Annotated in this window: 13 protein-coding genes and 1 pseudogene; 10 read left to right on the forward strand and 4 right to left on the reverse strand. The window is 69.5% G+C overall.

Features of this window, described 5'->3' with window-relative positions; all coding sequences use genetic code 11:
- Positions 1–35 precede the first annotated feature (35 nt).
- From U8525_RS14250 to U8525_RS14270, 5 genes are all read left to right on the forward strand, one after another.
- Complete coding sequence (locus U8525_RS14250; protein ID WP_374265817.1) at positions 36–935, forward strand: hypothetical protein; 900 nt, start codon at positions 36–38, stop codon at positions 933–935.
- Positions 925–1,677, forward strand: a complete 753-nt coding sequence (locus tag U8525_RS14255; RefSeq protein ID WP_374265819.1) for a hypothetical protein — start codon at positions 925–927, stop codon at positions 1,675–1,677. The genes U8525_RS14250 and U8525_RS14255 overlap by 11 nt, the downstream gene beginning before the upstream one ends.
- Positions 1,670–2,671 (forward strand): type VI immunity family protein, encoded by a 1,002-nt coding sequence (locus tag U8525_RS14260; protein WP_374265821.1) that lies wholly within the window; start codon positions 1,670–1,672, stop codon positions 2,669–2,671. Before U8525_RS14255 ends, U8525_RS14260 begins: the two co-directional genes overlap by 8 nt.
- 166 nt (positions 2,672–2,837) lie before the next feature.
- Complete coding sequence (locus tag U8525_RS14265) at positions 2,838–6,092, forward strand: kelch repeat-containing protein (RefSeq protein ID WP_374265823.1); 3,255 nt, start codon at positions 2,838–2,840, stop codon at positions 6,090–6,092.
- Positions 6,093–6,134: 42 nt separating this feature from the next.
- On the forward strand, positions 6,135–7,823 hold the full coding sequence (locus U8525_RS14270) for an OmpA family protein (RefSeq protein WP_374265825.1): 1,689 nt from the start codon (positions 6,135–6,137) through the stop codon (positions 7,821–7,823).
- Positions 7,824–7,930: 107 nt separating this feature from the next.
- Here the strand turns inward: U8525_RS14270 and U8525_RS14275 are convergent, their stop codons facing one another.
- Positions 7,931–8,704 (reverse strand): HAD family hydrolase, encoded by a 774-nt coding sequence (locus tag U8525_RS14275; RefSeq protein WP_374265827.1) that lies wholly within the window; start codon positions 8,702–8,704, stop codon positions 7,931–7,933.
- Positions 8,705–8,905: 201 nt separating this feature from the next.
- On the opposite strand from U8525_RS14275, the pseudogene U8525_RS14280 reads away from it, so the two are divergent.
- Positions 8,906–9,076: pseudogene (locus tag U8525_RS14280) on the forward strand (DapH/DapD/GlmU-related protein); the annotation flags it as partial.
- 50 nt (positions 9,077–9,126) lie between these two features.
- Here U8525_RS14280 and U8525_RS14285 read toward each other — a convergent pair.
- The 3 genes from U8525_RS14285 to tgt form a co-directional block, all read right to left on the reverse strand.
- Entirely contained in the window at positions 9,127–9,900 is a 774-nt protein-coding gene (locus U8525_RS14285) for a transglutaminase-like domain-containing protein (RefSeq protein WP_374265829.1), read from the reverse strand.
- 255 nt (positions 9,901–10,155) lie between these two features.
- Positions 10,156–11,325, reverse strand: a complete 1,170-nt coding sequence (locus U8525_RS14290) for a nuclease (protein WP_374265830.1) — start codon at positions 11,323–11,325, stop codon at positions 10,156–10,158.
- 109 nt (positions 11,326–11,434) lie between these two features.
- The gene (tgt, locus tag U8525_RS14295) at positions 11,435–12,604 is read right to left on the reverse strand and encodes a tRNA guanosine(34) transglycosylase Tgt (RefSeq protein ID WP_374265832.1); all 1,170 of its coding nucleotides are present in this window, start codon (positions 12,602–12,604) and stop codon (positions 11,435–11,437) included.
- A gap of 270 nt (positions 12,605–12,874) precedes the next feature.
- Between tgt and U8525_RS14300 the strand changes: the two genes are divergently transcribed.
- From U8525_RS14300 to U8525_RS14315, 4 genes are all read left to right on the forward strand, one after another.
- Positions 12,875–14,473: an ABC-F family ATP-binding cassette domain-containing protein gene (locus U8525_RS14300; RefSeq protein WP_374265834.1), complete on the forward strand. Its 1,599-nt coding sequence runs from the start codon at positions 12,875–12,877 to the stop codon at positions 14,471–14,473.
- Positions 14,474–14,654: 181 nt separating this feature from the next.
- On the forward strand, positions 14,655–19,850 hold the full coding sequence (locus U8525_RS14305; RefSeq protein WP_374265836.1) for a DUF4011 domain-containing protein: 5,196 nt from the start codon (positions 14,655–14,657) through the stop codon (positions 19,848–19,850).
- 13 nt (positions 19,851–19,863) lie between these two features.
- A complete protein-coding gene (locus tag U8525_RS14310; RefSeq protein WP_374265838.1) occupies positions 19,864–21,432 on the forward strand; it encodes a DUF4041 domain-containing protein in 1,569 nt (522 codons plus the stop codon).
- Between the two features lie 93 nt (positions 21,433–21,525).
- Positions 21,526–22,146, forward strand: coding sequence for a hypothetical protein (locus tag U8525_RS14315; RefSeq protein ID WP_374265840.1), 621 nt, complete (start codon positions 21,526–21,528; stop codon positions 22,144–22,146).
- Positions 22,147–22,167 lie beyond the last annotated feature (21 nt).

Consider the following 22,167-nt stretch of genomic DNA (forward strand, 5'->3'; position numbering starts at 1 on the left):
TCCGGCATGGGGAGGCCCCCTGCGCGGGAGGCCGGGTGCGGCTGTCGCTGCGGGTGGAAGCCTCGACGCGCATGGTCCTGGCGGCGGCGTGGGAGGCCCCGGTGGACGCGGGGCATCCGCTGGCGGCGTGCCTGGAGTCGCTGTGCCAGAACGCGGTGGGCATGGGCGTGGACGTGTTCCTGCGCTTCGACGACTTCCACCTGCGGGCGGGCTGTCCGGACGGGTTGGAGGCGACGGAGGAGGCGGGGCTGGCGGTGCGGGTGTTCCGCCTGGCGTTCAGCCAGTTCCACCCCCGGGCTCTGGGGCCCGCGTACCTGTCGAGCGGGCTGGTGCTGGCGAAGCTGCCGCGCGGCGCGAGCCCGGAGTGGGACGAGCCGGGGTTCTACTTCGCGCACTACTACCGCGAGGAGCTGTGGCCCGCGGCGGTGGAGGAGGCGCGCCGGGGCGGCGTGCTGGGGCCGCGCGCGGCGTGTGCGTTCATCGACGCGCTGCTGGCGAAGGCGGACGACACGGTGGAGCTGGACTGGCCCGTGGAGCAGGGCACGGCGACCTGGGCCTGGCTGACGCGCGTGTGCCTGCCGGCGGTGACGGGGAGCGCCGAGCGGACGCGGCGGTTGCTGGAGGGCGGGTACGGGGGCGCGAGCGGCACGGGCAGCTTCCCCTTCGGGCACCTGGACGGAGGGCCGTGGCATCCGCCGGGGGAGCTGGCGGAGCCCGAGGGCGTGGGGCACGCGGAGTTCATCCTCGGGGACCTGGAGCACCTGCTGCCGGAGCTGCCGAAGAACGGCGTGCTGCTGGCCGCGCCCCGGTGGATGGCGGTGGGGCAGACGCGGGACTCCCCTGCCCTGCGCCGCGCGGAGATTTCGAGCGAGGAGGCCGGAGGCTTCGGCCTGTTCAACGCGGCGGCGCACGACGTGGGTGAGGATGATGATTGAGCGTGGGTCCTTCGGGTGGACGCGTGGGCTCTTTGTATCGCTGAGCCTGTCGTGCGCATCAGGGCCGGCGCGGTACGCGCAGACCACGGACACAGCAACCAGTGGATGCCTTCGCAATCCCAGCTGTTATACGCAGCCGGGGGATGAAGCGTTCCTCCCCTGGGTCAACAAGGCCGCCAGGGCCGCGGCCACCGCGGGAGCCGCGCTGAAGGTGCTGGAGGCGGCGGAGGTGTCCCGAATCGAGCAAATGTTGGAGGAGTGCTCGAAGGAGGCGAATCGCGTCGTCAACGAACGCGAGTACGGCGAGGGGAAATACCCAGACGACAAGGAGTGCTTGCGCGTCGTCGGCTACGACAAGAAAGGCGGTCCGCTTCGACGGCAGGCCGAACTCGGGACGATGAAGCATGACGTCGCATTCGCATGCGTCCGGCGCGAAATCCTCCGGCTCTTCCCCGAGAATGTCTCCATTGAGCCGCGCTATGACGGGGGCGCCAGGCCCGGCAACCCTTCCCTGGCAAACCAGTGGGCGGGCTCGAAGAAGCCCGACATCGTCCTTCACGCTTCAGGCCAGCCGCTCCAGATTCAATGCATCTTCGATTTCAAGTTCCCATGCACCAGGTCAGGCAAGAGCGACCCCCTTGCCAGTTCCGAAACCCAGAAGCAGATGGCTCGCTACAAAGAACTGGGCGGAAAGTGCAAACCAGCCATCGTCACGCCTCAAATGGGAGTCGTGCGTGAGTAACTACCCTTCGTACGAGCACTTCGCCACCTCGCTCCCCCGAGTCCAACTGGTCATGCGCGTTGTCTTCTATTTGCCGCACGACCATTCCGTCCTGGCGCCACTCCTCCAACGGGCCCTCGATGCCTACCTTGAGTTCATCCAGCGTAGCGGCGGCGCGCTAACCACCGGGGAGGATCCCGACATCAGTGAGGCTACCTTCCCGCTCACTCCTGAGTACTGGGAGGAAGCGCAACGCCATCTCACGAAGCCTCGCTTCGAGGATTTGGAAGACCTGCAAGAAGACTCCTATTGGTTCCGCCAATTGACCAAGAGGGGCTTCGACACATGGGTGCTTCTCAGGGGGGGACTCTCGGAACCTGACGGCTACCAATTCAGCTTCGAGTCTCGGCTTCCCTGGAAAAAACCTCTTGGGTATAGCATTCTGGATGTGCAGGTCCCCATGCGTTTCCTGGACGAACAGGGTCCTGGGAAAGCCCATGAACTGGCGCGATCGCTGGCGGAGTTCCTCCCCTTCAGTACTGGGCATGCGGGACTGTCGCTTTCCTTCACCCGTGGCAGGGCCATGCTCCTTCCCCTCCTGAAGAATCTGCTGCTCCGGCATCCCGGCTGGGAGGTTCCACGGGAGAGCACGTCGAGCATGGGAGATGGGATCGACGGCATTCACTGGCTGAATTTCCTGGGGTCCTCCATCCTGGCCACGGTGGGAGGCCCCAAGGAGATCCGCGCCCACTTGCATCATCCGGGGACCACGATTGAGGCGTTCACCGGAGACCGTGCCTTGATCAGCCTGGGCCCCGCGCCCCTCGCCGGGGACACGAAGCTGGGCGAAACGCTGCCCGCGTATCGCGAGCTGGCCCGGTTCCTGGAACCATGGCTCCTGCCCTTCGCGCCCTCCGACACCTGGGACGGCTACACCGAGGAGGAGACCCGCCGTTGGTGGCGCCGCTTCCTGGAGGCCCCTCCTGAGAAGATCCACGACCCACGCGACGGGTGACCGCGCCGGACGGATTCACGGATTGCCCCAGCACCCGGCGCGCTGATAATCCGCGTACCCGGAGTGTTCACGTCGAGCGGCGGGCCGACGGTCGTGGTCGTGCCTGCCCTCGCGGATCGGGGTTTCTTCGATGCGGTCACAACGCGCTGTCTGGAGCAGGCTCCTGGTGTTCGCCGCGAGCCTGGGCCTTCTGTCCTGCGGGGGGAACGAGCGCCCGGCATCGGCGAACGTCCGCACCACGCACGCCCGTCTCGCGACGGCGCCGGCCTGGTACACCACCGCCCCCATGGCGGCGTCGCGAGGGCAACACGCGGCCGTCCTGCTCCCCAATGGGAAGCTGCTGGTCGTCAACGGCGTCACCAACACCGGCTTCGTGGGCACGGCGGAGCTGTACGACCCCGCCACCAACACCTGGAGCCCCGCGGGGACCCCGGGCATCCAGGGCAACGTCACCGAGGCCATCCTCCTGCCCACCGGCAAGGTCCTGGTCCTGAACGACGGCTCGCTGACCGGCCGCGTCTACGATCCCGCGACCGGCACCTGGTCCGACTCCGGCGACATGTCCGCGAGCCGCCTCATCCCCACGGTCACGCTGCTGGACTCGGGGCAGGTCCTCGTCGCGGGCGGCACCAGCGCCGGGGGCGTCCGCCTCACGACCGCGGAGCTCTATGACCCCGCGACGAACACCTTCACCCTCACGGGCGCCATGACCCTGGGCCGCGGCGCGCACGTGGCGACGCGGCTGCGTGACGGGCGGGTGCTCGCGGTGAGCGGCTTCAGCGGGAGCGACGAGGTCGCCGACGCGGAGCTCTATGACCCGGCGACCGGCACCTGGTCCGCCGCCGCGCCCCCGCTCGTGCCCCGGCACTACGCCTCCAGCACCCTGCTCCCCGACGGCCGCGTGCTCGTCGCCGGCGGCTTCGCCTCGGGCGGCGTGACGACCCAGTCGGAGCTCTACGACCCGGTCGCCAACACCTGGACCGCGACCGGCAGCCTCGCGTTCCCCCGCGCCGGCCACCAGACCACGCTGCTGCCCGACGGCCGCGTCCTCGTCACCGGCGGCGCCGTCAGCGGCTCACCCGCGCAGGCCGAGGCCGAAATCTACGATCCCGCCACCGGCACCTGGACCGCCGCGGGCGCGATGAGCGTGGGCCGCGAGAACCACACCGCGACGCTGCTGCCCACCGGCAAGGTGTTCATCACGGGTGGCTTCAGCCTGTCCCCCTCCACGACGTTCTTCGCATCGACGGAGGTCTATGACCCCGCCGTGAGCCAGTGGTCCCCAGCCGGCAACATGGGCACGCCCCGCACCGACTCTGCGGTGGCGCTCCTGCCCTCGGGCAAGGTGCTCGTGGCGGGCGGCCGCGGCGCCTTCACGTCGTCACCCGCGGCGGAGCTGTATGACCGCGCGGCCAACACGTGGGCCCCCCTGCCCGACCTCGACGTGCCGCGCGAGCGCGCCACCGCCACGCTCCTGCCCTCCGGACAGGTCCTGATCGCCGGCGGCCGCAACGTGAGCACCTCGACGCCAAGCGTGCAGCGCTTCGACCCCACCACCAACGCGTGGCTCGCCACGGCGTCGCTCCTGGAGCCGCGGCACCTTCACACCGCCACGCTCCTGCCGGATGGGCGGGTGCTCGTCGTCGGCGGCCAGACCAACACCACGGTGCTCGGCACCGCGGAGGTCTATGCCCCGGACACGGATACGTGGGCGGCCGCCGGCTCGCTCGTCGCAGCGCGCGCGGGGCATCGCGCCGTGCTGCTTCAGGACGGGCGGGTGCTCGTCGCTGGAGGCCACAACGGCAGCGGCACGGCGCTGGCTTCGGCGGAGCTGTACGACCCCGCCACCAACACCTGGACGTCGGCGGCCAACCTCGCGGACGCCCGCGACGAGCTGTCGCTGACGCTGCTGCCGTCGGGACAGGTGCTCGCGGCGGGCGGCATCGCGGCCGCCACGGAGCTCACGTCCACGGAGCTCTACACCCCGGGCACCAACACCTGGACCACCGTGGGCGCGCTCGCGCAGCCGCGCTGGCTGCACTCCGCCGCGCTGCTGCCCTCCGGCAAGGTGCTGGCGACGGGCGGCATCACCACCAATAGTGACTACGCCACGACGGCGGAGGCCTACGACCCCATGCTGGGTCGCTGGACCACGGTCGCGGATCCCACCACCCAGGGCGGGCTCTTCAGCGTCGCGCTCCCGTCAGGGGAGCTGCTCCTGGCAGGAGGCACGGCCGCCCCCACCGCGGAGCTGTTCAACGAGAGCGGCGCGCCGCCCGCGTGGCGGCCCACCGTGACGAGCCCGGCGACCCTCGTCGCCGCCTGCCCCACCGTCCTGGAGGGCCTCCTGTTCCGGGGCATCTCCGGCGGCGGCAGCGGCACCTACTCCGACTCTTCCACCGACTTCCCCCTGGTGCGGCTGCGCGCCGCGGAGGGCGGTCGTCTGTGGACGCTCCCCAGCAGCGACACCTCGGCCACGCGCGCGACGGTGACCGTCCCCGCCGGAACGCCGCTGGGCACCTACGGGCTCTCCGTCTTCGCCAACGCCATCTCCGGGGGCCGCATGGTGACCGTCGTCGCCAACCAGCCTCCAGCAGCGCAGGACCAGGCCGCCACCACGGGCAAGGACACGGCCGTGGCGCTGACGCTGGCCGGAACGGATCCGGACGCCGGCCAGGTGTTGAGCTGGACCGTCGTCACCCAGCCGCAGCACGGCACGCTGACCGGCACGCCGCCCGCGCTCACGTACACGCCCGCGCCGGGCTACGTGGGGACGGACAGCTTCACCTACCGCGTGCGCGACTGCGCCGACGACAGCAACGTCGCGACCGTCAGCCTCACCGTGGTGGATGGCGCGGCCCCCACCCTCACCTGCCCCGCGGACGTCACCGTGGAGGCGACCGGCGCGGACGGCGCCGTCGTGACCTACGACCCGGCGGTGCTGGAGCCGGCGGGGCTCCCGGTGAGCTACTCGCAGGCGTCGGGCTCCCGCTTCCCGCTCGGCGCCACGACCGTGACGGCGACCTCCACCGGCCTCACCTGCACGTTCCTGGTGACGGTGCAGGACACCACGCCGCCCGCGCTCACCTGCCCCGCGAACACCACGGCGGCGCGGAACGAGCCGGTGACGTTCGAGCCCACCGCCACGGACGCGGTGACGGCCAACCCGACCGTGACGTCCTCGCCCGCGTCGGGCAGCACGTTCCCGCCGGGAGCGACGGACGTCACCGTCACCGCCACGGATGACGCGGGCAACACCGCGCAGTGCACGTTCCAGGTCCGCGTCCAGGCCCAGGTCGTGGAGATCGCCGGAGGCGGCTGTGACAGCGCTGGCGGCACGTCCTCCGCGCTCGCCCTCCTCGCCGCGCTCGCGGCCTGGGGCGGCTCGCGCCGTCGTCAGCACCCGGCCCGGGGGAACTGAGACATGCGCTCCCTCTTTTCTCGAATGGACTCCGCCTTGCGCATGAAGACCCAGAGCTGGGCGCTGGCCGCGCTGCTGGCCACCGCCGTCACCCCCGCCGCGTTCGGGCAGACCACCCCCCGCCCCATCGTCCCCATGGACCTGGAGCGCCTGCGCTTCCAGCCCGCGGCGACGGACTCGATGTTCGTGGACACCGGCCGCGTGCTTCCCGAGGGCGGCTACCGCCTGCTCCTCATGGTCAACTACGAGCGCGGCATCCTGCTGCTCCAGGGCGATGACGGGCTGGAGCGCTCCGTCCTCCACTACCGCACCGCGGGCTGGCTGGCCGGCGCGTGGTCGCCGGTGGACCGGTTGGAGTTCTCCGCGAAGCTGCCCGTCATCATCGCGCAGGGCGGCCATGGCGCGGAGCAGCTGGTGGGCGTGAGCGAGCCGGACTCGTTCGGCCTGGGCACGCCGGAGCTGGGCGTGCGCTACGAGCTGCTGCGGCGCGAGGAAGGCGCGCCGGTGTTCCTGGGCCTGGGCCTGGACATCGGGCTGCCCGGCGGCACGGCGGACGCGTTCGGCCGGCAGGCGGGCTGGGCCGGGTTCCAGGTGGCGCCCCGCGTGTCGGTGAGCCGCGAGGTGGGGCCCGTGGTGCTGGGCGCCAACGCGGGCGTGCGGATCCGCTCGAAGGAGGTCGAGCCGGGCCGCGACTTCGGCACCGAGCTGGAGCAGGGCGTCGTGGTGGCCACGCGCGGCAAGGGGCTGCGCGGTGAAGTGGCGCTGCAGGCCGCCGAGTCGCTGGTGGAGTCGGACCTGGCGCTGGAGCTGCTGGGCGGCGTGCGGCTGCCGGTGGGCGCCGGCTTCGAGGCGTTCGCGCTCGCGGGACATGGCTTCACGGACATCCCGGGCACGCCGTCGTTCCGGCTGGGCGCGGGCATCGCGTACGCGAACGAGCCCGAGCCCGCGGACAAGTGCCGCACCGGCCGCAGCCACACGCCCGAGCAGTGCCCGAACGAGGACGACGACGGCGACGGCGTGGCCAACAAGGACGACCGCTGCCCGCTGGAGGCGGGCACGGCGGAGAACGGCGGCTGCCCGGACAAGGACTCGGATGGCGATGGCGTGCCGGACCGCGAGGACCAGTGCCCGACGCAGGCGGGAGCGGCGCGCGACCACGGCTGCCCGGCGCCGGACGCGGACAACGACGGCGTTCGCGACGACGAGGACGCCTGCCCGAACGAGGCTGGCCCCGCCTCCGAGCGCGGCTGCCCCGTGAAGGACTCGGATGGCGACGGCGTGCCGGACAAGGACGACGCCTGCCCGAACGAGGCTGGCCCCGCCTCCGAGCGCGGCTGCCCCGCGAAGGAACAGCCCCAGCCTCCGGAGGAGAAGCCCGCCGAGACGAAGTCGCCGCTGGAGCACATCGTCCAGTTCCCGGTGAACCAGTCGGAGCTCCAGGAGCGCGAGCGGCAGCAGCTGGATGACATCGCCGCGTACCTGAAGGCGAACCCGGAGCTGCACATCCGGATCGAGGGCCACACGGACAACAGCGGTCCGGAGGACGCCAACCGCACGCTGAGCCAGCAGCGCGCGGACCGCGTGCGCGCGTACCTCATCCAGAAGGGCATCGCGGGCTCGCGGCTGGAGGCGAAGGGCTACGGCCCCGACCGTCCGCGCGTGTCCAACGAGACGCCGGAGGGCCGCAGCGACAACCGCCGCGTGGAGTTCATCCCCGTGACGGGGAGCTGAGCCCCGCGAGCATCGAGGTGACGCCGCTTCGTGGATCCCCCCACGAAGCGGCGCATGGCCGCGCAGATGAGGCGGGCGTGGGGGGCCTCCTCCACGCCCGTTCCGCGTCACGCCTCTTCGGGGTGCAGCTGCACCAGCGCCGGGAGCTCGGCCGCGCGCTCGCGCAGGCGGGCCTTGGGCCGGATGGCCACCGGGACGCGGGACGCCGCGAGCAGGTCCAGGTCGAACACGTTGTCGCCGAAGGCCGCGCAGAGCGGCCGGTCCGTGCGCTGCCTCAGGCTGTTCACCTTGCCGGGGCCGTAGGGCACGGGCTCGAGGACGGACGTCAGCAGCCGCCCGCCCTCCTCCTTCGGCGTGCACGCCAGCACGAAGTCCGGCGTGAGCCCCACCTCGCGCACGGCGGCCTCCACCACCGCGCGAGGCGACGCGCTGACCACGTAGCAGTCCACGCCCTGCCCCCGGGCCCACTCCACCACGCGGCGGGCCTCCGGGTGGACGCGGCCGGCCACGCCCCTGCGGGACACGACGTCCTGGGCGAAGTGGCGCAGCTCCTCCGCGTGCCAGCCGGCGAAGATCCACGCCATCATCTCGTAGGTGTCCTTCTCCGGCAGCCGCCCGGCCTCGAACGCCTTGAAGAGCGCGTGCGCCAGGGTCACCGCGTCCGGCTGGGCCTCCACGCCATGGCGGGCGCCCAGCGACTCCAGGGCCACGCGCGCCTCGGGGCGCACGCCGCCGTGCTCCAGCAGGGCCAGGAACAGGTCATCGCCCACGTCCCCGCTCCAGAGCGTCCCGTCCCCGTCGAAGGCCAGCACGCCGTCCGGCGTCCGCTCCACCTCGCGCCGGATGCGCTCCAGCGTCTCCTCGACCCGCTCGATCCTCATGGGCGGCATCCTCGCTGGCCGGGCCGTCCAGTGTCATCCGTGTCCAGGCGGACACGGCACGGGCTGTTCACTCACACGCCGTCGGGGCGTGACTACCTTCCCGGGCATGGCACGAACGGAGAAAGAGAAGATGCTCGCGGGCGAGCTGTACGTCGCCGCCGACCCGCAACGGGTGGCCGAGCGGGCCCGGAGCCAGGCCGGCCCATCACCCTCGGCGCCAAGGTGTGGATTGGCGGCGGGTCCATCATCTGCCCGGGCGTCACCATCGGCGAGGGGACCACCATCGGCGCGGGCAGCGTGGTGACGCGGGACATTCCCCCGGCGGTCTTCGCCGCGGGCAACCCCTGCCGCGTCATCCGCAACCTCCGGTAGCGGGGCTCCACGTCGTCGCGACGGGCGACGGCAGCTCCGCGGAGGGGACCTCAGGCGACGGCCTGGTGGGTCTCGGTGATGCCCTGGTACTTGTAGGCGCTGCCGTCGTAGGGGGTGATGGCCTCGTCGGCCTTCTTGGTGCAGGCCGCGGCGGTGGGGTCGAAGGCCTGGTACTGGCCCTTGTCATCCTTGAACTCCACCCACGCATGGTCGCCCCGGTCCGTCTTGCCGAAGACGACGCGCGCGTCCACGCCGGCCTGCTCGAAGCGCTGCTCGGCCTCGATGGCCATGTCCACGCAGACGCCGGACTTGGACGCGTCGAAGTTGCTGGCGTTGTTCATGGCGGCGTCCCACGTCTTGCCGCCCGAGTAGTCGTAGTTCCAGGACGTGGCGTCCTTCGCGATGTCCTGGGCCACCTGCTCCGCGCTCTTGCCGGAGGACGGGCCCTTCGCGCCCTGCGCCTGCGTGGGCTGCGACTGGGCGGGAGCGGGAGCCGGGGCCGGCGAGGGCTGCGCCTTCTGGGCCTGGGCCTTGGACGGCTCGAAGCTGTCGCGGTTCCAGCGCTGCTGGAAGCTCTGCGTGTTGGTGGGCTTCGGGCCCTGGGCCTTCGCGCCCTCGCCCTTCAGCAGGGACTCCTTCGTCAGGCCCAGCTCCTTCAGCAGCGCGGCGAACTCCTTGGGCTGCTTCGCGGAGTCCACCGTCTTCACCGGCGAGCCGTCCGGGCTGACGACCTTCACCACGACGTTCCGCGGGGCCTGCGCGACATCGGAAGGGGACTTCGCGCACGGGCTGGAGGACGGACGCGACAGGGAGGAGATCGCCATGGGACAGGGCCTCGAAGGAACCGCGGGGATGCCTGACCCATGAGCACGTCGTGTGCCAACGCTCGGGGGCATGGGGTGAACGCCAAACCCCTGTGTTTCCAGGGCTCATGGGCCCGCCCTCGTCAGCGAAGGCCCGCGCCGCTGATGACTGCCGTTGGTGGGGTGATGTCCGGCGTCATCACCCCCGGTCATTCCACGCGATGCCGCGGGCGGGCTCCAGCGCCGCTGACGACGGTGTCGCTCCGTCCCACGGGCCTACGCTGAGTCGGCGGCGCCGTCGGGCTCCGGCTCGTCCGGGCCCTCCACGGTGCGCTCCAGCGTGCGAGCGAGCGCGGCCCGGGCCTCCGAGACCTCCTCGCTCCCGGCCCGCGAGGGGACCGGCACCGTCGACTCCAGTTCGTCCGGGTGCAGGCGGAACCACTTGGCGACGAGCATCAGCTCCTGGGCCTCCTGCGCGCGAAGGCCCATCGCCTCCGGCTCCGGCACGGCGAAGATGTCCCGCACCCGAGCCTCCAGCGCCGCGTGCTGCTTCGGCGTTCGGGGCGCGGGCGCCTCCGCGCGGATGCGTCCCCGCCGGAGCACATACACGCGGTCCTCGCCGCCGTGTCCGCGCACCGTGTAGACCAGCGACAGGCGTCGCAGCGTGCGGCCCAGCTCGACGATCCACGCCTGCACGTTCTCCAGCCGCTCCGCGCGGTCGCGCAGCTCCGCCGCGTATTCGAACTGGAGGCGCCGCGCCGCCATGGCCATGCGCTCGCGGAGGATGACCAGCGGCCGGTCCGACTCGCCGTTGAGGAACGCCCGAGCCAGCGCGACCTGCGCCAGGTACTCCGCCGCCGTGCACCCGCCCGCGCACGGGGAGAGGCACCGCGCCGTCTGCCCGCGCATGCACCGAGGGTCGTCCTTCAGGGGGAAGAGCTGGATCTGATCCGCCAGCCGCATGGGCGTCTCGGACGGGCAGTCGCGCAGCTCCAGCAGATCATTCACCGCGCGCACCACGTCCGCCAGGGTGTGCCGGCCGTGGAAGGGCCCGAAGTACTCCGCGCTCCCGCCGCCGCCGGGCTGCCCCACCACGCGCAGCCGGGGCACGGCCTCGCGCGTGAGCTGGAGGAAGCAGTGCGCGCGGTCGCGCTTGTGCTCCACGTTGTAGCGGGGCCGGTGGCTCTTGATGAGCCGGAACTCGCGGAGGAGCGCCGCGAACTCGCTGGCCGTGTACTCCCACTCCACCTGGTGCGCCTGGGCGACGATCTCCCAGGCCTTCTCGCCCTCCTCCGCGCGGAAGTACGACAGGAGCCGCGTGCGCACGCGCACGGACTTGCCCACGTAGAGCAGCTCTCCGGCGGGCCCGAAGAACCGATACACGCCGGGCCGGTTCTCCGCGCTCGCGCGGACGTGACTCAGGAGGGTGGCGACGCGCGGGTCCATGAGGCGGGAGGCACCGCAGGCTAACCCGTCCCGTCCCGCCGCACCGCCCTTCACGAGGTCCGGGGCGCAACCCGGCCGCAGGGCGGGCGGAGGGACACGCGCCCGGACTTCAGCCCACGTCCTTCAGGGTGGCGGCGGTGGCCGCGGCCTCGTCCTTCAGGTCCTTGGGCGTGGCGATGGCCGCCTTGAGCTCGCGGTACGTCTGCGCATAGCCGTTGCGCAGGATGCCTTCGCGCACGCGCTCCATGAGCCTCTGGTAGTGCCGCACGTTGTGCACGGACAGGAAGCGCGAGCCCAGGTGGTGCTTGCCGCGCATCAGGTGCTGGAGGTAGCCGCGCGAGTACTTCTTGCACACGTAGCAGTCGCACTCGGGGTCGAGCGGCCCGTCCTCCAGGCGGTACGCGGTGCGGGAGATGCGCACCAGGCCCTGGAACGTGTACGCGTAGCCCTGCTGCGCCATCTTCGTGGGGATGATGCAGTCGAACATGTCCACGCCGCGCAGCACCGCCTCCAGCAGGTCCGTGGGCGTGCCCACGCCCATCAGGTAGCGAGGCTTGTCCTGCGGCAGGGACGCGGTGGCGCGCTCGGTCATCGTGTCGCGCTCGACCTTGGTCTCGCCCACCGCCAGCCCACCGATGGCGAACCCGTCGAAGGGCAGCTTCGTGAGGAACGCGGCGCTCTCGTCGCGCAGGGCCGGGTGCACGCCGCCCTGGACGATGCCGAACAGCGCCTGGCCCGTGGGGCGCGCCTCCTTCGCGGCGAGGCTGCGCACGGCCCAGCGGTGGGTGCGCTCCATGGCCTCGCGGGTGCCGGCCTCGTCCGTGCGCGAGTCGATGCACACGTCCAGCACCATCATGATCTCCGAGTTGATCGCCTGCTGCATGGCGATGCTGGACTCGGGGCTCAGGAGCCGGCGGCTGTTGTCGTAGAAGCTGCGGAAGTGCGCGCCCTTCTCCGTGATGAGCCGGTCCTCCGGCAGGGAGAAGATCTGGAACCCGCCCGAGTCCGTGAGCACGGCGCCGTCCCAGCCCATGAAGGGGTGGATGCCGCCGAAGCGCTCGAACACCTCCGGGCCGGGCCGGAGCATGAGGTGGTAGGTGTTGGCGAGGAGGACCTTGGCCCCCGTCTCCTTCACCTCCTCCATGGCGAGGTGGCGGAAGCCGGCGTGGGTGGCCACCGGCATGAACATCGGCGTGGGGAAGGACCCCTTGCGGGTGTGCAGGATGCCCGTGCGGGCGCCGGTGGGGTCGGTGTTGAGGAGCTCGAAGCGGACGGCCATTGTCGGGCCTTATACCCAGCCCGCCCGTCCGGGGGCACCCGCTTCCTGGGGGTCGCCCGCCCGGTCACCAGGAGGCCCGGGGCCCCGCCCGGCTCCCTCGGGAGGCCCCGGTTTCCCTACCCGGCCCCCGGGGGCGGGGGGATGGCGAGGAGTGGAAGCCGGCATTTCCGGGGCGCGCCGGCGGTTACATTGGGTCCTCCGGTACGCCGCCGGGCTTCGATCTACCGCGCGTCTTGGGTCGCCGCGCCATTTCCGTTACAAGCCGCCGCCATGTTCAACGTCATCAACGTCTCCAAGGCCTATGGGCCCAAGAAGCTTTTCGAGGAGGTCAACGTCGCCTTCTCGCCGGGCCGCCGCTACGGCCTGACCGGTCCGAACGGGGCCGGCAAGTCCACGTTCATGAAGATCCTCGCGGGGGACGAGGAGCAGGACATGGGCGAGGTCATCCGCCCGCGCAAGCTGGGCATCCTGCGCCAGGACCACTTCCGCTACGAGAACGACCGCGTCCTGGACGTGGTGTTGATGGGCAACCGCCACCTGTGGGCGGCGATGGACGAGAAGAACAAGCTGCTCGCCAAGGCCGACATCACCGAGGAGGACGGCAACCGGCTGGGTGAGCTGGAGGGCGTCATCGCGGAGGAGGACGGCTACTCCGCGGAGAGCGACGCGGCGACGCTGCTGTCAGGCCTGGGCATCGAGGAGTCCTTCCACGAAGGGCCCATGCGCCAGCTCACGGGCGGCCTGAAGCTGCGGGTGCTGCTCGCGCAGGCGCTGTTCGGCAAGCCGGAGGGGCTGCTGCTCGACGAGCCCACGAACAACCTGGACATCGACTCCATCCGCTGGCTGGAGAACTTCCTCCACGTGTACGAGGGCACGCTGATCACCATCAGCCACGACCGGCACTTCCTGAACGCCATCTGCACGCACATCGCGGACATCGATTACGAGACCATCATCCAGTACACGGGTGGTTACGACGACATGGTCCGGCAGAAGTCGCAGCTGCGCAGCCGGGTCGAGTCCGAGACGGCGGAGAAGAAGAAGAAGATCGCCCAGCTGCAGGACTTCGTGGCGCGCTTCCACGCGGGTACGCGCGCGTCGCAGGTGCAGAGCCGCATCAAGCAGATCGAGAAGCTGAAGACGGAGGACCTGAAGCGCTCGAACATCGCGCGGCCGTTCATCCGGTTCGACCAGAAGGTGGCGAGCGGGCGGCAGACGCTGATGTTCGAGGGGCTGCAGAAGTCCTTTGACGGGGTGCCGGTCATCAAGCCGTTCACGGGCCTGGTGTGCAAGGGCGAGCGCATCTGCGTGATTGGCCGCAACGGCGTGGGCAAGTCGACGCTGGTGAAGATGCTGGCGGGCAAGCTGGAGCCGGACGCGGGGAGCATCACCTGGGGGCACCAGGCGTCGGTGGGCTACCTGCCGCAGGACCACCACGGCGTCATCCACAAGGGGACGACGTGCTTCGGCTACCTCCGGGAGATCAGCGAGAAGCTGACCAACGAGGAGATCTCCGGCGTGCTGGGCCGGATGCTCTTCTCGGGTGAGGAGCGGATGAAGAACACGGACACGCTCTCCGGTGGTGAGACGGTGCGCGTGCTGTTGTCCAAGCTGATGATCATGCAGGACAACGTGTTGATCCTGGACGAGCCGACGAACCACCTGGACCTGGAGTCCATCGCGGCGCTGGCGGAAGGCCTGGCGAGGTTCGAGGGCACGGTCATCTGCGTGACGCACGACCAGGAGCTCATCTCCGAGGTCGCGACCCGCATCTGGAGCCTGGAGGCGGGCAAGGACGTGCTCGACTTCAACGGCCCCTACTCCGAGTTCATGGAGAAGCATGCGGACGCGGCGCTGAAGCGCCGGTAGTCAGCACGACACACAGCAAGGCAGTGCGAACGCCGCCCGTTTCCGGTCCTCCGGAAGCGAGGCGGCGTTTTCGTGCGGGTGTCAATCACCCTCACGGGGGATGCCCACGTCGCTTGGAATGGGCCACAACCTGGAGTGCTAGGTCGTCCCACCCATGACGACCCGGGGGGCGAACACATCCATGAATCCGCAAGACTCGGTCCTGCTGAAAGAGCTTCAGCGGCAACGCACCCGGCTGCTGGATCTGAGCGCGACCAACCGGCTCCTCAACTTCAAGCACACGGCCAGGACGTCGCTGCGCATCGTGGATGAACTTCCGGGCGTCGTCTTCGAGCGGCTGAGCAACCACCGCGCGCTCACGTTCCTCCCGGTGCCACCTCCGGAGACATCACCCAAGAAGGAGGAGTCCGACCCCACCGATGCAACCGTGGTGTTCTCGATGACGGAGGAGAGCAGCAGCAAGGACTCACGGCAGAAGCTGCTGCTTCAACAGGCTAAACGCCTGGGCATCGATACCCGGTATGAGCTGCCCCAGGCGATCTCCACCGAAAGCGGCACCAGTCCTCGCAAGCACCAGGACCGTCATCTACAGACGCTGTACTTCCCGGAGGACCTGGAGAGCCACCTGCACCGACTCCAGGGCCTCGCACAGACAGCCATCCAGGAGACAGGGGCGAACCTGCTCCACATTTCCTTCGGATTCCTGCGCTGGTACGAGTCCGGCGACTCGCGGCAAGAGAAACCCCGCAGCGCGCCCCTTGTGCTCATGCCGGTGAGCCTCAAGCGCGGCCAGGCTCACCCGGACACGCAGGTCCATGCCTACGAGGTGGACTACAACGAAGGCGAGTCCATCGAGCTGAACCTCACCCTTCAGGAGAAGCTGAGACAGGAGTTCGGCATCGCGCTGCCCGCCTTCTCCGCCGAGGAAGGGCTGGAGGCCTACTTCGAGAAGGTGACGGTGCTGCTGAAAGGCCTGCGCCCCGGATGGGGCCTGGAGCGACAGGTCACCCTGACGTTGCTGTCCTTCGGACGACTCCTGATGTGGCGAGACCTGGAGCCCGCCCGATGGCCACAGAACAGTCCCCTGCTGGCGAACCCGCTCGTCCAGACGTTGATGGGCGGCCTGGGACAAGCGAACGGGCCGAGCGGAGGCGGCGCGCCCCTCCGGGAACGTCGCAGCGAGGTCTATGACCTGGACGCGCCGGAGCTTGCTCCTCCACCGCTTATCGCGGACGCGGACAGCAGCCAGCACAGCGTTCTGGTGGACGTGCTTCGAGGTGAGAACCTGGTGGTGCAGGGTCCGCCAGGCACCGGGAAGTCGCAGACCATCACCAACCTCATTGGCGCGGCGCTGGCGGCGGGTAAGACCGTGCTGTTCGTCACCCAGAAACTGGCGGCGCTGGAGGTCGTCTCACGCCGGCTCCAACAGGCGGGGCTGGGCGAGTTCTGCCTGGAGCTGCACAGCCACAAGACCCAGAAGCAGCAGTTCATGGAGGACCTGCGCCGAAGGCTCAACCTGGATGCGAATGCGAGCGCTCCCCGCCCGCTCACCGAACAGCTCACGAGCGCGGCCGGCATCCTGCGCGCGCATTCCGAACGAATGCACAAACCCTTCGGAGCCCTCGGCATGTCACCGCACGACGTGTTCTGGAGGGTCAGTCGCGCCGAAGTGGAACTGGGAGACGCCGTCGTCGAGCTGGATGGCCTGCGCTTCGAGGGCGCCGAAGGGATGTCCTCCACGTCCCTGGCGGAGGTTCGTGATGCGGTTCGGGGCCTCGCGGCGCAACTGGGGGATGTCCGCCGCGTCGCGCCTCTGCTCAGCACCCATCCGTGGGCGGGTGTGACGAACGACGCGCTGACCGACAAGGATCGCCAGACACTTGTTCAACGGGTCGCATCCTGGGAGGAAGCCACGCTGCGTCTGGAGAAGGCACTCGCGGCTTTGACCGCCCGCACGGGCGTCACGCCGAGGTCGAGCGTGCTCGCGGCGGATGCCCTGGTCTCCGCCGTCCGGGTCTTACCGACGCTCCCAGCCGAGGCCTCTCCAGAGCTCGTCCCTGCCCTGCTCGACCCCACGCGACGCGAGGGATTGCGTGCCCTGCTCGATGCCATCGAGTCGGTCCAGGCTCAGTGGGCCGGACTGGAGGCGGGCTGGCGTTCCCAGGAGGACCTGACCGCGCCAGCGTTGCACGAAGCGGAAGCCGTCCTGAGCATCGCCCTCCGGCTGCTTTCACCCGACACCACGCTGGTCACCCTGACCCGCGCGCATGAAGCCGTGGAAGCAGCGGCCCGGGCCCTGGCACAGGGACGCCGGTTCGTGGCCGCCGTGGCCTCCAGCCTTGACGTCGACGTCACGCCCTGGACACCTCAGCAACTCCAGACCTTCGTCCGCGTCGTCGAAACGATGGCGGCGCTGGACGACGCCACCTTGGAGTGGAGGGACGCGCGTTGGATCGAGCGAGAGACCGAGGACGCCCTTCGGCAGGCCGACGGCACCTGCACTGCGTTGAAGGAGCAGTCGCGGGCGCTCGCAGTGCGCTTCATGCCCGAGCTCGTTCCGCCGCTCGCGACACTGAAGGCACATGCCGTCGCGGCCTCGACAGCGCCCTTCATTCCATGGCTTTCGAGTCCATGGCGCGCCGCGCGTCGAGACTTCCAGGCCATGGCCCACGGAGTCCGTCCGACGCGGCCCGTGTTGCTCCAGGGCTACACGGATCTGCTGGCGCATCACGCGGCCCGGGAGCGGTTCCAAGAGGACGCGAACTTGAAAGCGGCCCTGGGCGCCCGCTTCCAGGGAGTCGATACCCGCTTCGACCGGATCCTTTCGTGGCTGGACGCCTACCGGGCCATCGACGCGCTGCTCCTGCCTCTGGAGGAGCGAGGCGCAGAGCTCCGCCGTGCGGTGTTGGAGCGGCCCGCGAGTCACTGGCGAGAGGCCCTGGCGAAGGTCCGCGCAAGAACGGATGAACTGCCCCAGGTCCGCGACGTGAGCACCTCCGTGCAGGACGCCGCGACTCGCATGGGCCTGCCGCACGCGCCCTGGAACAGCGAGCCCTGCGGCAAGGCCCAGGACAGCCTTGAAGCCCTGTTGAAGCACCTGGGTCAGGTCCTGAGCTGGGCTCGGCGGGGGGACGCTCCACCGTCCCAGACCCTCTCCCAGCTCCAGGGGCAGCTGCGCCGGGTGCGCGAAGCCTGCGAAGCCGCGGACCGGTTGGAAGCGCACGTCCCCGCGACGGCCCTACCTGGGGTGGCATATCGCGGCCGGACGACGTCGATCGCGGGCCCGCGAAGCGCCCTCCGCCATGTCGATGACCTCGCTGCCGCGCCGCTGCCGGAAGGACTCGCGGCGTGGTTGCTGCAAGAGGGCACGCCGCAGAGACAGGCTGAGCTGCTCACCACCACGCACGAGATCGAGGCAGCGCTCATCGCCTACAAAGAGTCCGCCGCTCAGGCGTGGGGGCTGGGGAAGATGGCGCCGGGAACCTGGGAGGATGTCGTCGCCGAGAAGTCGCTCCAAGCGACGGTCATGCGCCTGCGTCAGGCTCGCGAGCGGGCCGCGACGCTCCCAGCCTGGTGCGCATACCAGCGGCAGCGACGCGCCGTCGCACGGGCGCAGGGCACCGCTGGCTTCCTGGAACGCGTCGATACCCGACCTGCCCTGGAGCCAGCTCGGCTGCTCGCCGCCTTTGATGCCGTCTTCTTCCGCTCCCTGGCGGAAGCCATCCTGCGTGACCAGCCAGAGCTCGACCAGTTCACGGGCGCGGTCCACGCCTCCCAGCGCGAGGAGTTCGCGCGCCTGGACACGCATTGCATCGAAAAGCAGGGCCGCTACCTGGCACGTCAACTCAGCCGGCGTCCGGTTCCTCCCGGCGTGTCCTCAGCGAAGGTGGCGGCCATGACGGAGACCCACCTGCTCAAGCACGAGCTGGGAAAGAAGCAGCGCCACCTCCCCATCCGTGAGCTGGTGGCTCGCGCCGGCAATGCACTTCAGACGTTGATGCCCTGCTTCATGATGGGGCCGCAGTCCGTCGCCCAGTATCTGCCTGCTGGACAGCTGACCTTCGATCTGGTGGTGATGGATGAAGCCAGCCAGATGCGCCCCGAGGATGCATTGGGAGCCATCGCGCGAGGGCGCCAGCTGGTCGTGGTAGGGGACCCGGAGCAACTCCCTCCCACCAGCTTCTTCGCCCAGGTGGAGCAGGAGGACATCGACCCCGGAGACGCGGAAAGCGACGAGGTCCAGGGCCCGTCCTTCCTGGAGGATTCAGAAAGCATCCTCACGGCGGCAGCGGAGCGGTTCCCCATGCGCATGTTGCGCTGGCACTACCGCTCCCGCCACCCTTCGCTCATCGCCTTCAGCAACCGGGAGTTCTACAACGGCGACCTCATCACCTTCCCCGCTCCTGGCGATCAGTTGGAGGGGCTGGGCCTCCAATTCCACAAGGTGGAAGCAGGGCTCTACGAATCCAATCGAAACGTTCCCGAAGCCCGCGAGGTGCTGGCCAAGGTGAAGGAACACGCACGCACGCGCCCCGAGCAGAGCCTTCTCGTCGTCACATTGAACTCGAAGCAGCGCGACCTCATCGACGACCTGGTGACGGCCGAGGAGAAGACGGACGCGGCCCTGCGGGCCTTCCTGGCGAAGTGGGAGAAGTCCCCCATGCCCTTCGACGTGAAGAACCTGGAGAACGTCCAGGGCGACGAGCGCGACGCCATCTTCGTGTCGGTCACGTTCGGTCGGAACCAGCAAAAGCAATTCCGCATGAACTTCGGGCCCATCAACCAGGCGGACGGGTACCGACGCCTGAACGTCCTCTTCACGCGGGCGCGATGCTCCCTGAGGGTATTCGCTTCGTTCGATCCTTCAGATCTTAAGGTCCAGGAAAGCAGTCCCCGCGGGATGCGCGTCCTCCAGAACTATCTGTTCGCAGCCATGGGCAAGGAGGTGGCCCATGGTGTTGGGAGCGGCCGCCCCCCGGACTCCGACTTCGAGATCGCCGTCGCGAAGGCGCTCGCGTCGCGGGGCTTCGAGGTGGTTCCACAAGTGGGCGTCGCCGGGTACTTCGTCGACCTGGCCCTCCGGCATCCCCGGCAACCGGGCCGTTACATCCTTGGCGTCGAGTGTGACGGTGAGCGGTATCACTCGTCCCGGTCCGCGCGTGACCGGGACCGGTTGCGGGATCAAGTGCTGAAGGGCCTGGGGTGGAACCTTCACCGCATCTGGTCCACGGATTGGTTCCGCTCGCCTTCGGAAGAGGTCGCCCGGATCGTCGCGCGCGTCGAAACACTGCTGCGGGAAGAGGCAGCAGCGGAGCTTCCAGCTGTGACGCGTGAAGAGCCGCCGGCGGAGAACCAGATGCGCGCCGTCAGCGCCTGAGCAGGAGACATCCATGATCCCGATCATCACCTTTGGACTGAGCGTGCTGTGCCTGCTGCTCCTGGCGCTGTGGCTTCAGGCGCGAAGCCGGCTGAAGGCCGTGCAGGAGCGCTTCAAACCCATCCTGGACCTGGAGGCCGAACGGCGCCGGGTCGCTGAGGAGCTGACGAAAGCCCGCACGGACGCGAACGCCACGATGGCCACGGAGCAGAAGCGGGTCCAGGATGAGCTGACCAGGGCGCGGAGCGAGGTGGACAGCGCGTTGGCGGCCGAACGAAAGCGGGTGGAAACCGAGCTCGCGCGAGCCAAGGCGGACGTGGAACAGGCCATCGCGGCGGAACAGAGCCGCGCGAAGGCGGAGTTGAACCGGATCCGCGAAGAGACGACCCGGACGACGCAAAGCGCGACGCGCGCCATGGAGGATGCGGAGGCTCGCCGAAAGCAAGCGAACACCGAGAGGACCAGCCTGGAGGCCGGCATTGCCCGGCTGAAGGCAGAGTTGAAGGCCCTGGAGGAAGAAGAGGTCCTGCTCTCCTTCGGCTTCTACAAGCCGGTGTACGCGCTCTCGTCCGTGAAGGAATACGAGGACCGGATGGAGAAGGTCCGTGAATCCCAGAAGCAGATGCTGAAGAACAAGGAAGCCGCCACGTGCTCCATTCAGTGGGAGGTGAATGGGAGCAAGGCGGAGGGCAAGAAGCAGATCGACCGGACACTGAAGCTGATGCTCCGCGCCTTCAATGGCGAGGCAGACGCATGTGTCGCGAAGGTTTCCTACAAGAACGTGAAGGCCATGGAGACGCGCATCGAGAAGGCCGCTGCCGCCATCAATGGCCTCGCGGAAATCCAGCAGTGCGTCATCGCCAGGCGCTACGTCAAGCTCAAGGTCGAGGAGCTGATGCTCGCCTATGAGTACGCGGAGAAGGTGCAGCAGGAACGGGATGAGCAGCGCCGCATCCGCGAGCAGATGCGTGAAGAAGAGGCTGCGCAGCGTGAGCTGGAGAAGGCGAAGCTGGAGGCGGAACGCGAGGCAAGGCGCGACGCCGAGGCCCTGGCGAAGGCAAGAGCGGACTACGAGCAGGCCAAGGGTTCAGAGCAGCAGAAGCTGATAGAGCGCATCGCGGAGCTGGAGCGCCGGGTGGCGGAAGATCTGGAGAAACAGCGGGCCATCTCCCAGGCCCAGCTCACGAGGACGGGGCACGTCTACGTCATCTCCAACATTGGCTCCTTCGGAGAGGGCGTATTCAAGCTGGGAATGACCCGGCGGCTGGTTCCCCAGGATCGCATCGATGAACTGGGAGATGCCTCGGTGCCCTTCGAGTTCGATGTCCACGCCATCATCCGAACTTCGGATGCTCCAGCCCTGGAGAACGCCCTGCACAAGACCTTCGCGAACCGGCGCGTCAACCGCATCAACGAGCGCAAGGAGTTCTTCCGAGTCAGCCTGGATGAGATCGCGGAAGCCGTGCGCAAGCACCACGGTGAGTTCGAACTGACGCGGCTCGCGGAGGCGGCGGAGTACCGCAAGTCGCTTGCGCTCCTCGATGAGGAGCAGCACGAGCCCAACCAGAAGGCGGTCGCGTAGCGCCAGCTTCGCCCTGAAGGAGCTGCTCCCGCGCTTCATCATGGCCGCGGCCACCGCGAACGGCCCACCCCTCTGATACTCTTCGCGGCCCCCATGAAACTCCCCTGCGTCCTCCTGCTGACCCTGGCGTGCGTCCTCTGCCTTCCCGCCTGCGGTCCCTATGACTGCTCCCCGGAGAACTGCGCGGACGGGTGCTGCTCCGCGAACAACGAGTGCGTCCGCTATCGCGGCGACTCGGAATGCGGTCCCAATGGCGGCACCTGTGAAGCCTGCGCGGAGGGGAGCGTCTGTCGGCTCGATCAGCGCGCCTGCTACACGGGCGTGATGCGGACCCGCGTGCAGCCCCGCTACGCCGTCATCGCGGACGTCGACCCGGACACGGGCGAGGACTGGGACTCCGATGGCTCGCCGCCCGACGTCGTCGTGGAGATGGACTGCCCCTCCGCCTCCGGGCGCTCGCGCACCGAGGAGGATGAGGACTGGGAGCCCGAGTGGCGCAGCGGGAGCTGCACGGTCATCACGTCCAACCTCCTGCGCCATCCCCTCCAGCTCTCCGTCTTCGACAACGACGACTTCACCTTCGATGACGAGTTCGGCGGCCTCTCCTACCAGGTCACCCCCGCCGACCTGAACCTGGGCCGCATCGAGCTCGCCATCCCACCCGTCGTGAAGACGCTCGTCATCGACCTGACCCACAGCTATTCACCGGAGTGAAACACCGGCGGGCGGCCCCCT

The organism is Corallococcus sp. RDP092CA (assembly GCF_041903675.1).
Lineage (GTDB): Bacteria > Myxococcota > Myxococcia > Myxococcales > Myxococcaceae > Corallococcus.

What these genes read in the sequence shown, in the direction of transcription:
- U8525_RS14255 (WP_374265819.1), top strand. Translation starts at nt 925, where the DNA reads ATGATGATTGAGCGTGGGTCCTTCGGGTGGACGCGTGGGCTCTTTGTA.
- U8525_RS14270 (WP_374265825.1), top strand. Translation starts at nt 6,135, where the DNA reads ATGAAGACCCAGAGCTGGGCGCTGGCCGCGCTGCTGGCCACCGCCGTC.
- U8525_RS14275 (WP_374265827.1), bottom strand. Translation starts at nt 8,704, where the DNA reads ATGAGGATCGAGCGGGTCGAGGAGACGCTGGAGCGCATCCGGCGCGAG.
- U8525_RS14285 (WP_374265829.1), bottom strand. Translation starts at nt 9,900, where the DNA reads ATGGCGATCTCCTCCCTGTCGCGTCCGTCCTCCAGCCCGTGCGCGAAG.
- U8525_RS14290 (WP_374265830.1), bottom strand. Translation starts at nt 11,325, where the DNA reads ATGGACCCGCGCGTCGCCACCCTCCTGAGTCACGTCCGCGCGAGCGCG.
- tgt (WP_374265832.1), bottom strand. Translation starts at nt 12,604, where the DNA reads ATGGCCGTCCGCTTCGAGCTCCTCAACACCGACCCCACCGGCGCCCGC.
- U8525_RS14300 (WP_374265834.1), top strand. Translation starts at nt 12,875, where the DNA reads ATGTTCAACGTCATCAACGTCTCCAAGGCCTATGGGCCCAAGAAGCTT.
- U8525_RS14305 (WP_374265836.1), top strand. Translation starts at nt 14,655, where the DNA reads ATGAATCCGCAAGACTCGGTCCTGCTGAAAGAGCTTCAGCGGCAACGC.
- U8525_RS14310 (WP_374265838.1), top strand. Translation starts at nt 19,864, where the DNA reads ATGATCCCGATCATCACCTTTGGACTGAGCGTGCTGTGCCTGCTGCTC.
- U8525_RS14315 (WP_374265840.1), top strand. Translation starts at nt 21,526, where the DNA reads ATGAAACTCCCCTGCGTCCTCCTGCTGACCCTGGCGTGCGTCCTCTGC.